At 64.7% G+C, this 13,113-nt stretch carries 10 protein-coding genes; 5 read left to right on the plus strand and 5 right to left on the minus strand.

Features of this window, described 5'->3' with window-relative positions; translation table 11 throughout:
- Window positions 1–12: 12 nt before the first annotated feature.
- The 4 genes from ACJMK0_RS10140 to pdxR form a co-directional block, all read right to left on the minus strand.
- Window positions 13–2,520: a TonB-dependent receptor gene (locus ACJMK0_RS10140; protein WP_405238034.1), complete on the minus strand. Its 2,508-nt coding sequence runs from the start codon at window positions 2,518–2,520 to the stop codon at window positions 13–15.
- 107 nt (window positions 2,521–2,627) lie between these two features.
- Window positions 2,628–3,824 carry an MFS transporter gene (locus tag ACJMK0_RS10145; protein WP_405238036.1) on the minus strand — a complete coding sequence of 399 codons (1,197 nt, stop codon included), beginning with the start codon at window positions 3,822–3,824 and terminating at the stop codon, window positions 2,628–2,630.
- On the minus strand, window positions 3,824–4,690 hold the full coding sequence (locus ACJMK0_RS10150; protein WP_405238038.1) for a carbon-nitrogen hydrolase family protein: 867 nt from the start codon (window positions 4,688–4,690) through the stop codon (window positions 3,824–3,826). Before ACJMK0_RS10150 ends, ACJMK0_RS10145 begins: the two co-directional genes overlap by 1 nt.
- Before the next feature lie 50 nt (window positions 4,691–4,740).
- Complete coding sequence (gene pdxR / locus ACJMK0_RS10155; protein ID WP_405238040.1) at window positions 4,741–6,621, minus strand: MocR-like pyridoxine biosynthesis transcription factor PdxR; 1,881 nt, start codon at window positions 6,619–6,621, stop codon at window positions 4,741–4,743.
- A 131-nt stretch (window positions 6,622–6,752) separates the two neighbouring features.
- Between pdxR and ACJMK0_RS10160 the strand changes: the two genes are divergently transcribed.
- The 4 genes from ACJMK0_RS10160 to ACJMK0_RS10175 all read left to right on the plus strand — a co-directional run bounded on the left by ACJMK0_RS10160 (window position 6,753) and on the right by ACJMK0_RS10175 (window position 10,555).
- On the plus strand, window positions 6,753–7,145 hold the full coding sequence (locus tag ACJMK0_RS10160; protein ID WP_452233285.1) for a GFA family protein: 393 nt from the start codon (window positions 6,753–6,755) through the stop codon (window positions 7,143–7,145).
- 448 nt (window positions 7,146–7,593) lie between these two features.
- Window positions 7,594–8,157 carry a c-type cytochrome gene (locus tag ACJMK0_RS10165; protein ID WP_405238042.1) on the plus strand — a complete coding sequence of 188 codons (564 nt, stop codon included), beginning with the start codon at window positions 7,594–7,596 and terminating at the stop codon, window positions 8,155–8,157.
- A 147-nt stretch (window positions 8,158–8,304) separates the two neighbouring features.
- Entirely contained in the window at window positions 8,305–9,351 is a 1,047-nt protein-coding gene (locus ACJMK0_RS10170; RefSeq protein ID WP_405238044.1) for a cytochrome-c peroxidase, read from the plus strand.
- Window positions 9,352–9,889: 538 nt separating this feature from the next.
- Complete coding sequence (locus ACJMK0_RS10175) at window positions 9,890–10,555, plus strand: PEP-CTERM sorting domain-containing protein (RefSeq protein WP_405238046.1); 666 nt, start codon at window positions 9,890–9,892, stop codon at window positions 10,553–10,555.
- 105 nt (window positions 10,556–10,660) lie between these two features.
- On the opposite strand, the gene ACJMK0_RS10180 is transcribed toward ACJMK0_RS10175, so the two are convergent.
- Window positions 10,661–11,968, minus strand: a complete 1,308-nt coding sequence (locus ACJMK0_RS10180) for a mechanosensitive ion channel family protein (protein ID WP_405238048.1) — start codon at window positions 11,966–11,968, stop codon at window positions 10,661–10,663.
- Between the two features lie 586 nt (window positions 11,969–12,554).
- Between ACJMK0_RS10180 and ACJMK0_RS10185 the strand changes: the two genes are divergently transcribed.
- Window positions 12,555–13,112, plus strand: coding sequence for a helix-turn-helix transcriptional regulator (locus tag ACJMK0_RS10185; protein ID WP_405238050.1), 558 nt, complete (start codon window positions 12,555–12,557; stop codon window positions 13,110–13,112).
- Window position 13,113: the final 1 nt, after the last annotated feature.

Raw genomic sequence — 13,113 nt, forward strand, 5'->3', positions numbered from 1 at the left:
CATTATGCGACACTAGAACCGGTAGCCGAGCCTCAGCCCGATGGTGCGCGGCTCCACGATGAACCGGCGATTGCCGTTGCCGTACCAGTTCTCGAAGATGCCGGTGTCGTAGCTCCAGTAGGCCGACGGGAATCCGCCGCTCACGCCCTCCTCGTCGGTGAGGTTGCGCACGTACAGCGTCGCCTGCCAGTTGTCGCGGGTCAGGGAGGCCGAGGCGCCCAGCAGCAGGAACGACTCGTAGGTCTCGTTCAGCACACTCGACTGGTTGATGAAGTTCTCCGCCTCGCTCTGGTAGTAGCCGTTCACGCCGGCGACGAGTTCCATGTCGGTGCCCAGCTGCCAGCGGCTGTCCACGTTGAAGCTCAGCGTGTTGTTCGGCGCCCCGGGCAGGTCCGAGCCCTGCGGCGCCACCACGGCCCCGGTCTGCGGACTGATGAAGTCCTTGTCGAGCTCCGCCTCCAGCCAGGTGTAGCCCACCCGGTAGTGCAGCGTATCGGTGAGGTAGCCCTCGAATTCCAGCTCGATGCCCCGGGTGGTTGCCTCCTGGCCGTTGGCGGCGAGGAAGAAGCCGAAGAACGCCGAGGTCGTGTTCAGCTGGGGGTCTTCCCAGTCCACGTAGAAGGCCGCGGCGGTGTACTGGAATGCGTCCGTGCCGCCCTTGATGCCGATCTCGTAGTTCTTCACCGAGTCCGACTCGAAGGTGCGGATGGCCTCGGCATTCGGCTCGCCGAAGGGATCGCCGTTCTCGAGGCTCGGCACCGCCTGCGCACCGCCGTGGCGGTAGCCCTCGGAGTAAGTGGTGTAGAGCATGGCGCTCGGGTTCAGGTCCCAGGAGGCGTTCAGCTTCACCAGCACGTCGTCGTCGCTGTCGGTGGACTGGGGCGCAGCCGGCGAGGTGGATCCCGGCGGCAGCGGGAAGCCCAGGATGGTGTCGTTCACCGTCTCGTTGTCGAACCAGCGGAAGCCGCCCGTCAGCCGGAAGGTATCGCTGAAGTGGTACGTCACCTCGCCGTAGACGGCGCGCTCCTCGTAATCGGTGTCGCGCACGTACTCGAAGTCGATCTCGCTGAGATCGCCGGCGTAGAAGCGCGGCCAGAAGCCGCCGTAGATGCCGCCGATGGTGCAGATGACGTCCCCCGTATCCCGGCAGGCATTCTTGAAGAGGTTCATGCCCGGGTTCCAGCTCAGCTGGTAGACGCTGGTCTCCTGGTCCATCCAATAGGCGCCCAGGATCCAGTCGAAGCTCTCGCCCGTCTTCGACACCAGCCGGAACTCCTGGATGAATGCCTCGTCCTCGTAGCCGCGCTCGGCACGCTGGATGGGCCGCGGCCACTGCCCGCCGTAGAACAGGAAGTTCCAGTCGCGGCCGCCGCTCGCCCACAGGCCGCCGTTGTCGCTCTCGCCCACGCCCGTGTGGTCGTAGGTGGAGGTGGTCGACGTGAATGTGGCGAAGCCGAAGTCCACCTCCACGTCCAGGCTCGCCAGGTCGACCTCCCGCGAGGACGGCTCCAGGATCACCTGGCCGCTGTCGTCGTCGCCGTAGGCGAAGAACAGGTCGGAGCCCGGCGGCTGGCCGTTGTCGCCCACGGTGGTCGAGCGCCGCGCGCCGATCTCGTCTTCCTGGCGGTGATAGTTCAGCTGTACGCTCAGCGAGTCCGTGATGTTGCTGCGCAGCGCCAGCTTGTAATAGTCGATCTCGACGGTATCGGCGTCCTCGGCTTCCCGGAAGCAGCCGGTGTTGAACAGGATCTGCTGGTCGGTAGCGTCGCGGGGATCCACGCACTGGCCGTCCACATCGATCAGCGGCTCGCGGAACTCGTTCAGCTGGTAGACGTTGACGTAGTCGATGACGCCGTCGTTATCGATGCGGCTGTAGGCCGCCCGCAGTGCGGTGCGGTCGCCGATGGGCACGTTGATCATGCCGTCGAAGGCCAGGTTGTTGCCGCCGGAGCCCGACGTGGTGCCGAAGTCCACCTCTACGCTGGCGTCGAAGGCCTGGGGGTCCGGCACGTTGGCGATGTAGCGCACCGTGCCGCCCAGCGACCCGGAGCCGTACAGGGTGCCCTGGGGCCCACGCAGCACCTCCACCCGCTCGATGTCCTTCACCAGGAAGTTGGCGAACAGGGGCGTGTTGTCGTAGTAGGTGGCCACGGTCGGCACGGCATTCAGCATGATGTCGCCGTTCGCGCCGTTATCCACGTTCAGGCCGCGGATGACGATGTTGTTGACCGTGCCGGAGTTCCGGTAGCCGCGGTCCACGACGGTCACGCCGTACATGGCCCGCAGCACGTCGTACTGATTGACGACGTTGTGGACATCGACCAGGTAGTCCCCGGACATCGCCGAGATGTTGTACGGGATGTCCTGAACGCTCGCCTCGCGCCGGGTGGCCGTGACCAGGATCTCCTCGATGACCGGGCCGGCCCCTTCCTGAGCCGGCGCGTTCGCCGACATCGCCATGCACGCCGCCGTGACGGCGACGGCCAGCGGCTTGCGCCGCAGTTCCAGTTGCTTCTCCATTGGGTTCTCCCCCCGATCCCGCTCGATGATCTCGTCGGCTATTTCGTTGGCAATTTCAAATTACCCGAGCCCCCGGAGGCCGCGTAGTACCAGTTCCGGGTCGCCCGCTAGTCCAGTTCTTCGGCCAGCGCATCGGACACGGGTGGCACCGGCGGCGCCGGCCGGTCCTTCAGGCGCGCCGGTATCACACTGGCGATGGTGCTGAGCACCAGCGCGATGACGGCCAGGTTGATGAGCAGGCCGTAGTTGTTGTCGCCGAGCAGCAGGCCGCCCGCGAGCGGGCCGCTGGCCAGGCCCAGCTTCGACGCGAAACCGCCGAGCGCCGCCATCTGCCCGGTCTCGTCGAAGGCGGAGACGAGGCCGAGCAGATACGACATGCAGAACGCCCAGGTGATGCCCACGGCGCAGTTCGCCAGCAGGTAGACCATGCCGCTCTCGCTGTAATGCAGGGCCCAGGTGGCGGCGATGGTCACCAGCATGGCCGCCGCCAGCGGGATGGTGCGCCCGTAGCGGGTATAGAACACGATGACCAGACCGGCGCCCGCCAGCCCGATCCAGCCCGCCACGGCCAGCGTGATGGTGATGAAGTTGAGGGTGAGACCCTCGAACTTGCCGAGCCCGATGATGAAGGCGAACAGCCCGTTGTTCGCCGCCTGGAAGAGGAAGATCGAGGCGAGCACGAGCGCGATCGGCACGAGGGCCGATTTCGCCTTCTCCGGGTCGGCGACAGGGCTCGCTGCCGGATCGGCTGTGTAGGGACCGAGGAACGGCACCATCGCCAGGGTGGCCAGGCTGAAGGCGATCAGCGACAGGAACAGCACGTCGGTGCCGAACACCGGGACCAGCCGGGGTATGTAGAGGTTGCCCAAGCCGCCGAGCCCGAACTGGATGAACAGCAGCACGCCGAAGGTACGGTCCGGATGCAGCGTCCGCGCGATGACCGAGAAGCCGACGCCCACCAGCGCGCCACCCACGCAGCCGTGCACGAAACGCGTGGGGATCATGACCCCGGGGGCCGCGACCAGCATGGACAGGAGATCCATCAGGATCAGGGTCGCGAGCAGCGTGTAGGCGACCGGCCGCCAGCGGATGCGCCGCACGATGAAGACGATGAGCAGGGCGCCGAGCGCGGCACCGTAGACGTTGGCCGACGCCGCGAAACCGGCCTGCCGATCGGTGAAGTCGAGCCCTTCCTTCAGGCCGTCGACAATCGCCGGCATGATGTTCACGTAGAACAGGCCCGCGGTCGCGAGGAACCCGAGGAAGATCCGCGCCGCCATGCTGTTGGGCGCGACCGCCCGCATCAGCCGTTCTCGTCCCTGCGCGCGGAGGCCGCCGGGCCCAGCGGGCCGAGCGAGCGCAGATATTCCGAGTCGTGCCCTTCCACGTAGGGCGGGAACTCGAGGCGGCTGTCGCGGAAGCTCTTCAGCGGCTGGCCGAGTCCGTGCCAGCCGTTCCTGCGTGCCTCGCGCACCTGCTCGAGGTCCAGGCGCATCACCATGATCTCGCGCCCCTTGCCGGCCTGGTGGATGACCTCGCCGCCCGGCCCCGCCACGATGGTGCCGCCGACGCCGAGCGGACCGGCCAGGTTCACGTCCACGAAGTAGCACTGGTACATGGCCGCGCTCGCCCGCACGATGCACTGCTCGGCCTCGCGGTCGATGGTGCTGGTGAGCGAGGGATGCAGGATCACCTCGGCGCCCATCCAGGCGAGCGTGCGCAGCGTCTCCTGGAACCACATGTCGTAGCAGATGGAGACGCCGAAGCGCCCGATGCCCGGCACGTCGAAGACCACGAACTCGGAACCCGGCGTCACGCCCTTCTCGTAGGGACGCCAGGGGAACTGTTTGCGGTAGCGGGCGACGACCCGCCCCTCCGGATCGATCACCGGCGCGGTGTTGTAACAGGCGTCGCCGTCCCGCTCCATGATGGAGCCCGGCACCAGCCAGATGCCGTGCCGGCGCGCCAGCACGGCGAAACGGGTCTCGAACTCGCCCGGCATGGGCTGGGCGTACTTCGGGTCGGAGCCGTAGGCGTTCAGCTCGCCGAGCAGCACCATGTCCACCCACGGGAACCGGCGCATCACCGCGTCGATCTCCGCCGCCATGGAATCCGTGTTGTCGCCGTTAGCGGCTTCGAGCTGCAGCGCAGCGATTCCGATCACGCTCATCCGTGCACTCCCCCGGGTCCGGAGGCTCAAACTACTCGCGATCGGCAGTGCTAGATAGGTCCAGATCCGCGGTCCGTGCCGGTCCAGACGGCCCGGTCGGGCTCCGCGGCGTCACTGCCGCGCAGGAGGAACGCGGAATCCACCATCTGCCCCTCGGCATTGAAGAACTTGATCTGGTCTTCGTCGATGACGATGGAGTAGCCCTTCTTCTCGCCGTAGTTCCAGCGGCTCCACTGGCGGTAGAAGACGTCGTCGGCGATGCGCCAGCGGCCCTGGTCGCGCTCCTCGTTGGAATAGCCGAGCACGCCGCTCATCGCACCGCCGGGATGGTAGGTGATGGTGCACGGCGCGCCGTAGACCTCCCGGTAGAGGATGGTGGCACCGCTCATGGTGGCGACGAGATCCTCGCCCCTGAGCCACTCGCCGGTGGTGGTGGAGAGATGCTCCACCTGGCCTTTCACCCGCTTCCTGATGAGTTCCACCAGCCGGGTGACGCCGGGGCGGATCTGCTCCACGGGCAGGCTGGTCACGCCCATGCGGAAGCAGTTCTCGGCGTTCGCCGCCTCGGCGTAGTAATGGCGCACCGGCTCGATCAGGATGCCGTGCTGGGCGGCGTCATGGGCGAAACCCTCCACGTCGAAGTGATCCGGCGTGCGCACCCAGTAGGTGGTGCCGCCCACTTCCGGCGATATCTCCATGGGCACGCCGCGCATCCAGTTCAGCGCGTCGCGCAGCGCCATGCGCCGTTCCTGCAGCACGCGGCCGAGGCGCAGCATCAGCGCGTCGTAATGGCCCAGCGAGAGGAAGAACGCCACCGCGCGCTGATTGTTGAGCGGCGGGTGATTCATGATGGTGCGTCGGAGCGCCCGCGCCCGCTCGATGAACTGGGCGTCGGCCACGATCAGCCCGAGGCGGATGCCCGGCGCCAGCACCTTGGAGAGGCTCGCCACGTAGATGACCCGGCCGCTTTCGTCCATGCTTCTGAGCGCCGGGATCGGCTGGTCGCGGTAGTTGATCTCGCACTCGTAATCGTCTTCCACGATGAGGAAGTCGTCGCGCTTCGCCGCCGCCAGCAGCGCGCGGCGGCGCTCCGCCGACATGAGCACGGCGGTCGGCACCTGGTGGCTCGGCGTCACGTAGACCAGGTCGCAGTCCTCCAGATGCTCGTCGACCACCAGGCCTTCGGCGTCCACGGGCTGGGGCCGGATGCGGGCCGCGTTCTGGCGCAGCAGCTCCCGCATCTCGCTGTTGCCGGGCTCCTCGATCGCCGCGGTCACGCTGGCATCCGCCAGCAGGTGGCTGATGAGGTACAGGCTGTTCTGGGTGCCGAGGGTGATCAGTATCTCGTCGGAGCCCGCCTGGATGCCGCGCCGGCTCAGGATCTTGCTGCGGATCTCCTCGATCAGCATGGGATCGTCCGCATCGCCGCTGCCGGCCGACCACTGGCGGACGTCGTCGACGCTCAGCGCCAGCCGCGAGGCCTCGCGCCACTCGGCCAGCGGGAACAGCGAGGCGTCGAACTTGCCGTCGATGAACGGATACGGGTAGCGGTTCCAGTTGGGCAGGTCCTGGGCCAGGGCGCGGCTCGCGATCAGCGGGCGCTTCGTTCGCTTCTGCCACGCCTCCGACTGGGCGGCGCTCGCCGGCACCACCTCACCGCGATAACCCACCCGGTTCTCCAGCATCTCCTCGCTCACGAAGATGCCGCTGCGCGCGCGGCTGACGAGATAACCCTCCGCGATCAGTTGCTGATACGCCAGCACCACCGTGTTTCGCGCCACGTCCAGCTGCTGCGCGAGCTTGCGGCTGGAGGGCAGCTTGTGGCCCGGCGGCAGCGCGCCCGAGAGGATGCCGTCCACCAGCTTCCGGCGAATCTGGTTCTGCAAATTCAGCTGGCTGTCGGGGTCCAGGTAGATGAGGGTGTCGCGCATGCTGTTTCGGCGGGTATCCGTATACTCCCCGCGAGGGGTCTATAGTAGCAGCAGCGGGTCGCCGGGCCGCACGGCGGCGTAGATGAGCGCGACCTCATTATTGCTCGAGATTCTGGTGCCGGGGGATCGACGTGAACAAGGAATATCATGGAGCATGTATGTGTGGCGCGGTCCGGTTCTCTTTCTCCGGCCCGCCGAGGTTCGTTGCCGATTGTGTATGCCAATCCTGCAGGCAAGCCCACGGTGCAACAGCTGTTTGCTGGGTCGGCGTGAAAACGCCTGCGTTCCGCATCGACGCCGGCGAGGATCTGCTCACCTGGTATCGATCCGGACCCGAGTCGGAAAGGGGATTCTGTTCGGCATGTGGAACGAGGATTCTGTTCCGATCGGATAAATGGCCCGGCGAAGTCCATCTGGCCGTCGCTTGTGTGGAGTCGCCTCACGATCTCAAATCGACCGGCGTAGCCTTCAAAGAGGAATTTCCGAAGTGGACTGCCCTGACCGTCGGGAAACCTGCTGGCTGACCGCGCACATCACTGGCCTGATCTGCTTCCCGAAGAAATCGCTGTTCGAGGAGCCGAACGGGCCGCGAATAGACCTTCCGTTATAGTGGGCGGCGACACTGATCCGAGGGGGAGAGAGTCCATGCGCTACAAATTGGCCGCCGCAACATGTTTCGCACTCGGCATGGCGGCGAGCGCTTCCGCACAGCATGACATCAGCGCCAGCCGCGAGGGCCCTGTGGTAGCAGCCATGGAACCGGCCCGAGGCCCCGTCTGCGCGCGAAGCCGCCGATTCCGACGCACTTCAACCGGCTGTTTTGCCTAATTTTTTTGTTCTTGCCGGCATCGGCGATCGGCGTAGACTAATATGGCCTGACGGGTTCCCCGGCCCGAGGGCGGGGGATGAATGGAGAGATCAGGCCTGCCGCCAGACCAGTGTCTCTGGCTTTTCTGCGAGAGATCCACACCCATGACGACCCATTTCACGCCTGAGCGCAACGCGCTCGCCGCAATCGCCCTGTGTCTCGTTGCCTCTTCCAGCCTCGCCGAGGGACCGGACCCCGGCGCAGAGGCCGCCCGCCAGTCGCAACCCCATGTCCAGGCGGCCTCGGAAATCGAGGCGGGCCGCTATCTCATAACCGTCGCCGGCTGCAACGACTGTCATACGGCCGGCTATTCCGAGAACGGCGGGCAGGTCGCCGAGAGCGACTGGCTCACCGGTTCGCCGCTCGGCTGGCGCGGCCCGTGGGGCACCACCTATGCCTTCAATCTCAGGCTGCTGGCCCAGTCGGTCGACGAAGACGGCTGGGTAGCCATGCTCACGCACCGCAAGGACCGTCCGCCCATGCCCTGGATGAACGTCAACCGCCTTAGCGAGCAGGACATGCGCGCGATGTACCGGTACGTACGCTTCCTGGGCGCCAGGGGTGAGCCGACGCCGGGGGCACTGGCGGCCGACGTGGAGCCGTCCACCCCGTATCTCTGGATGATCCCGACGATGCCGGCGGATCGTACGGCAGACCTGCAACCGTAAACCCGTCCCGAACCCCCGGTGCCGGCCGTGCCGATACGGCCGGCCCCGGGGTTCCGATCCCGCGCGTCTTGCGGAGAACCCTCATGACGCTGCCCGTCTCACGGCGCGAAAATCGGAGTGCAACGCCGAAGGAAAAGGAGATCCCTCATGAAACGGAATGGACTGAGAGTTCTGTTGTCCGCGGGCGTGCTGCTCGCGGCCGCCGCAGGTGCCCATGCGCAGGATGCGCTGCGCAGCCAGGCCGAGAGCCTGTTCAAACCCATCCCGCAGGAGCCGCCCACCCTCTCAGGTGTGGCCGCCACACCGGAGCGACTCGAACTCGGACGGATGCTCTACTTCGAGCCCCGGCTGTCGGAGAGCCACGCCATCTCCTGCAACTCCTGCCACATGGTCGGTCTGGGCGGCGTGGACCTGCAGCAGACTTCCATCGGCCATCACTGGCAGCGGGGCGGACGTAATGCGCCCACGGTACTGAATGCCGTATTCAACACCGCGCAGTTCTGGGATGGCCGTGCCGAAGACCTCGAGGAGCAGGCCGGCGGCCCGCTGGTGAATCCGGTGGAGATGGGCACGACCGAGAAACACGTGGTCGAGCAGCTGCGGGGCATTCCCGGTTATGTGCAGGCATTCGACCGCGCCTTCCCTGAGGCCGACGACCCGATCACCTTCGAGAACGTCCGCGACGCCATTGCGCTGTTCGAGGCGACGCTGCTGACGCCGGACGCGCCGTTCGATCGCTACCTCACCGGCGACGAATCTGCGCTCACGGCGGATCAGCGATCCGGGCTGCAGCTCTTCATAAACAAGGGCTGCGCCGGTTGCCACAGCGGCATCAACATCGGCGGCGGCCAGTACGCGCCGTTCGGCGTAGTGGAGAAACCCGGCGCCGATATCCTGCCGCCGGACGACAAGGGTCGTTTCCAGGTCACCAACACCGTGAGTGACGAGTACGTCTTCAAGGTACCGACGCTGCGCAACATCGAACTGACCCCGCCGTATTTCCACAGCGGCAAGGTCTGGGACCTGCGTCAGGCAGTCGGCATCATGGGCGTGAGCCAGCTCGGCGCCGAATTGAGCGAAGAAGAGATCGATCTCATCACCGGGTTCCTGCTCAGCCTGACCGGCGAGCAGCCGCAGGTGGTCTATCCGGTACTGCCGCCGAGCGTTGCCGATACGCCGCGCCCGCAGGACTGAGCCGACCAGAGATGGCCTCTTTCGGGGGGCCATCTCCTGCCTTCCAAACGCGATACCTGGGCAGCGACCCCGGCGGCGCTCTGAGGCAGGATTACCGCTAGCGACCTTACGCAGAAGCTCGCGGGATGAGCGGGTTGTTTGCCTCCCTGGTATCAATCGTGTCTACGAGTCGACGAAAACTGGTGTTGCTGTGCGGCGCTATCGGCCCAGCGCTTTTCGCCGTAGTGACTGCTCTCGTTGGTACGACCCGCCCGAACTATAGTCACATCAACCAGTTCATCAGTGAGCTCGGCTCGATTCGATTGCTGCGGACGCAGCCAGGCACCGAATCCATACAGAGCGCCGAGACCGGCTAGTCGATTGTCCGGCGCCTCAACAGAGAGGCGCCTTGATTCGCGGGTGTCGAAATATCTTACAGTGTCCTCTGTAACTGATTTAGTCGCGGCGGCAAGGTATTGAAAATTGTGTCTATAGCCGCCTTGGCACGATATGTGCTTGCTATCCCACTAGTGATCTCGCCGCACAGAGGAACATGGACATGATATCGACGAAACGGACTTCACTCGCTTTGGCAGCACTCCTGTTTGCGGGTGCCGCTGGTGCGACGCCTATCCTCTACGACGTAAATGACCGTGGCACAAATATCACGCTGGATGGCTGGATCGCGGCTAATCTGGACGGAATCAATGGTGTGACCTTCGATGCGGTGGGCGGCGTGATATTGGACGACCGCGACCGGGGCGCCGGCAATACCGACGGCACCGGGGGTGACACTGCGAACAACGACATGTGGCGTGATTTCGTATTTGCTGACGAACGGAATACCGAAGTCGGCAATCCTGCCGGTGTCGATATTTCTATCTCCGGCCTGGCGGCATCGGCTTGGTATGACGTCAGCTTGTGGGCCTTCGACGATGTCAGTAACGGCGGGCGCAACATGCTCTGGAACGGGGTGGCGCTTAGCATCCCGGATAGCCCGGATCCTACCGGCCTGGACGCTCAGGTTGCCAATTTCCGTGTCTTTACTGATGCGACCGGCATCGCCATATTGCAGGGCCGGATAGACTTCAGCGATCAAGGTGTCTGTTGCAACGTATTCGTCAACGGCTTCTCCCTGACGCGCGTTCCTGAGCCCGGGACTATTGCGCTCCTGGGCATGGGTCTGATCGGCCTGGCATTCACTCGCAGGCGGAAGCAAGTCTAGTCACCGCTCACTTAACGTCCGTCAAAGCCCCGCCCAGTGCGGGGCTTTTTTGTTTCCGCTTCTCGCCGTTAGCCGAAGCTTGCGCTGATCACAAACGACGCGGACTCAATCCCCTTCCGGCACCCGCGCTACCTCCACCGGCGTGCGCATGATCACCTCGCGGTGCGGGAACGGGATGTTGATGCCGTGCTCCTTGAAGCTGTCCCACAGGGCGAGCAGCACCTGGCCGCGGATGTTGGTGAGGCCGTTCTGTGGATCGCGAATCCAGAAACGCACCAGGAAATTCAGCGAGGAATCGCCGAACTCGGTCATCCAGCAGACCGGCTTCTGTGACGACTCCACACGCTTGACCGAGGCAGCGGCCTCGATGGCCAGCTCGATCACCTGGTGGGGATCCGAGGAATACGACACACCGAACGGCACGTCGATACGCACCAGGTCGTCGGAGAACGACCAGTTGATGACTTCACGCGTGATGAAGTCCTCGTTCGGTATCAGGTACTCGCGGCCGTCACGCGTGACCACGGAGACGAAACGCGCCCTCAGCTCGCGGATCCAGCCGAAGGTCTCGCCCAGCGAGATGGTATCGCCCGGTTTGATGGAGCGGTCGAGCAGGATGATGATGCCGGAGATGAAATTCGAGACGACCTTCTGCAGACCGAAACCGATACCGACACCGATGGCACCGGAGAGGACGGTGAATACGGTGAGGTCGATGCCGAGGCCGCCGAGGGCGACCAGCGCCGCGACGACGACCAGCGTGATGCGCAACACCTTGCCGATGAGCACGCGCAGCGACGGCGTCAGCTCATCCGAGCGCTGGATGCGCTGATCCAGGAAATTGCCGAGGGCCGTGGCGGCCCAGAGCAGGACACCGAGCAGCAGGACCGCCTTGATGGCGACCAGCAGCGTCAGCCTTGCTCCGCCCGTACCGATCTGGAAGCCGATACCCCCGAGCACGGCGGCGATGTCGTCCGTGATCCCCAGCACGGTCGCCGCCACATAGACCCAGCCGAGCACGGCGAACGTGCGCCCGATGGCACGGCTGCGGATCACCTGCGAGCCGAACGAGATGACGAGCCACGCGAGACTCAGCAGAAGTACGTTCGACAGCAGGATGTCGTTCTCGGGCCAGCCGATGCTGCGCACCAGCACGTCTGCGGTGCCGAGGAACAGCACGAAGAAGATCCAGAGGAGCCGCCGCAGCAACAGCACGATCAGGCGCAGGACGCCCGGATAACCCTTGATGCCGCGCGCACGCTCTTCGAGCCTCGGCTTCGCCCACCAGGTGAGACCCCAGGCAAGGGCGAACAGACCGGCGATCAGGGCCGCCTGGAATACGACACCCGTCTGTTGCAGATAGCCGAGCGCCAGCTGACCGTATTCAGTGGCTTGCGCGAGATATTCTTCCAAAGCCCGTCCCGGAGAATGTGACGGGTATTACTCTACCAGAGGCTGCGTGGGCTGGACCCGGTCTGCCGGAATGACACGACGAATCACCTTACGGCAGCCGGCATGGGTTCCATGATGCCGCCCCGCTACATGCCCTGTCGGTGCAGCCGGTCGCAGGCGGACCGCGGCAAGGCTTCTTCTTTCTTCTTTCTCCATTCGTCAACGAGATAAGTCTGCAGCCGCTCGAGCGATTGTCGTGCTCAATGGTCGGGCTACATGGCGCCCTTTGTTGTCAATTGACAACCTCGCAGCGCTCAGCCTACACTGGAATCGACGAATTGCCCCGCAGGAAGCACCCGAACAAGCATATCGAGGCCAGCATCCGGTACGCAGAGCGGCAGGGCTGGAGGTTCGAGAAGTCTGGCAAGAGCGCTCACGCGTTTGGCTGCATCTTGTGTCCGCATGACGATGCAACCTGCAGGAACGGACAGTTCTGCAAGACCTCAATCTACAGCACGCCGAGGCACGCGGAAAACTACGCAAAGCAGATCAGAAGACGCGTCGACAGGTGCCGCCATCAGGCGCCTCGGCCGGATGAGTCACATCGATGAACGAATACGCTTTTTCACTGAACTTCCACCTGGCTGATCCGAAAACCGATCCGGAGGATCTCCTGGACGCGCTTTACGAGGCAGGATGCGACGATGCGCTCGTGGGCACCGGGATTCACGGAACGATCGGATTGGACTTCAAGCGGGTGGCATCAACTGCCGGAAAAGCGATTGAATCGGCGGCAAACGACGTGAAGAAGGCGGTACCGCACGCCGAACTGATCGAGATATCACCCGACTACATAGGCGTATCGGAGATCGCCGAGCTGCTCGGTTGCACGCGTCAAAATGCGAGGAAGCTGGTGACGAATGGGACCTTTCCGCGAGCCATGCACCTGAGCGGTCATGCTTCAATCTGGCGATTGATCGATGTAGTGGACTGGGCTATGGAAAACGGCCGGCCACTCACCGAGCCCAATGTCGAGCACTTTCGCGAACTGGCTGCCGTGGCAGCGGCCATGAATGCCGAACGGCAATTTGGTCGCTATGGTTGTGTTCCGCGAGCGACCGGCGGTAGACGGCGGATTCGGCGCCACACCGCTGGCGGCCACTAGC

The organism is Lentisalinibacter orientalis (assembly GCF_040706535.1).
GTDB lineage: Bacteria > Pseudomonadota > Gammaproteobacteria > Steroidobacterales > Woeseiaceae > Lentisalinibacter > Lentisalinibacter orientalis.

What these genes read in the sequence shown, in the direction of transcription:
- ACJMK0_RS10165 (WP_405238042.1), top strand. Translation starts at nt 7,594, where the DNA reads ATGACGACCCATTTCACGCCTGAGCGCAACGCGCTCGCCGCAATCGCC.
- ACJMK0_RS10140 (WP_405238034.1), bottom strand. Translation starts at nt 2,520, where the DNA reads ATGGAGAAGCAACTGGAACTGCGGCGCAAGCCGCTGGCCGTCGCCGTC.
- ACJMK0_RS10175 (WP_405238046.1), top strand. Translation starts at nt 9,890, where the DNA reads ATGATATCGACGAAACGGACTTCACTCGCTTTGGCAGCACTCCTGTTT.
- pdxR (WP_405238040.1), bottom strand. Translation starts at nt 6,621, where the DNA reads ATGCGCGACACCCTCATCTACCTGGACCCCGACAGCCAGCTGAATTTG.
- ACJMK0_RS10185 (WP_405238050.1), top strand. Translation starts at nt 12,555, where the DNA reads ATGAACGAATACGCTTTTTCACTGAACTTCCACCTGGCTGATCCGAAA.
- ACJMK0_RS10145 (WP_405238036.1), bottom strand. Translation starts at nt 3,824, where the DNA reads ATGCGGGCGGTCGCGCCCAACAGCATGGCGGCGCGGATCTTCCTCGGG.
- ACJMK0_RS10170 (WP_405238044.1), top strand. Translation starts at nt 8,305, where the DNA reads ATGAAACGGAATGGACTGAGAGTTCTGTTGTCCGCGGGCGTGCTGCTC.
- ACJMK0_RS10150 (WP_405238038.1), bottom strand. Translation starts at nt 4,690, where the DNA reads ATGAGCGTGATCGGAATCGCTGCGCTGCAGCTCGAAGCCGCTAACGGC.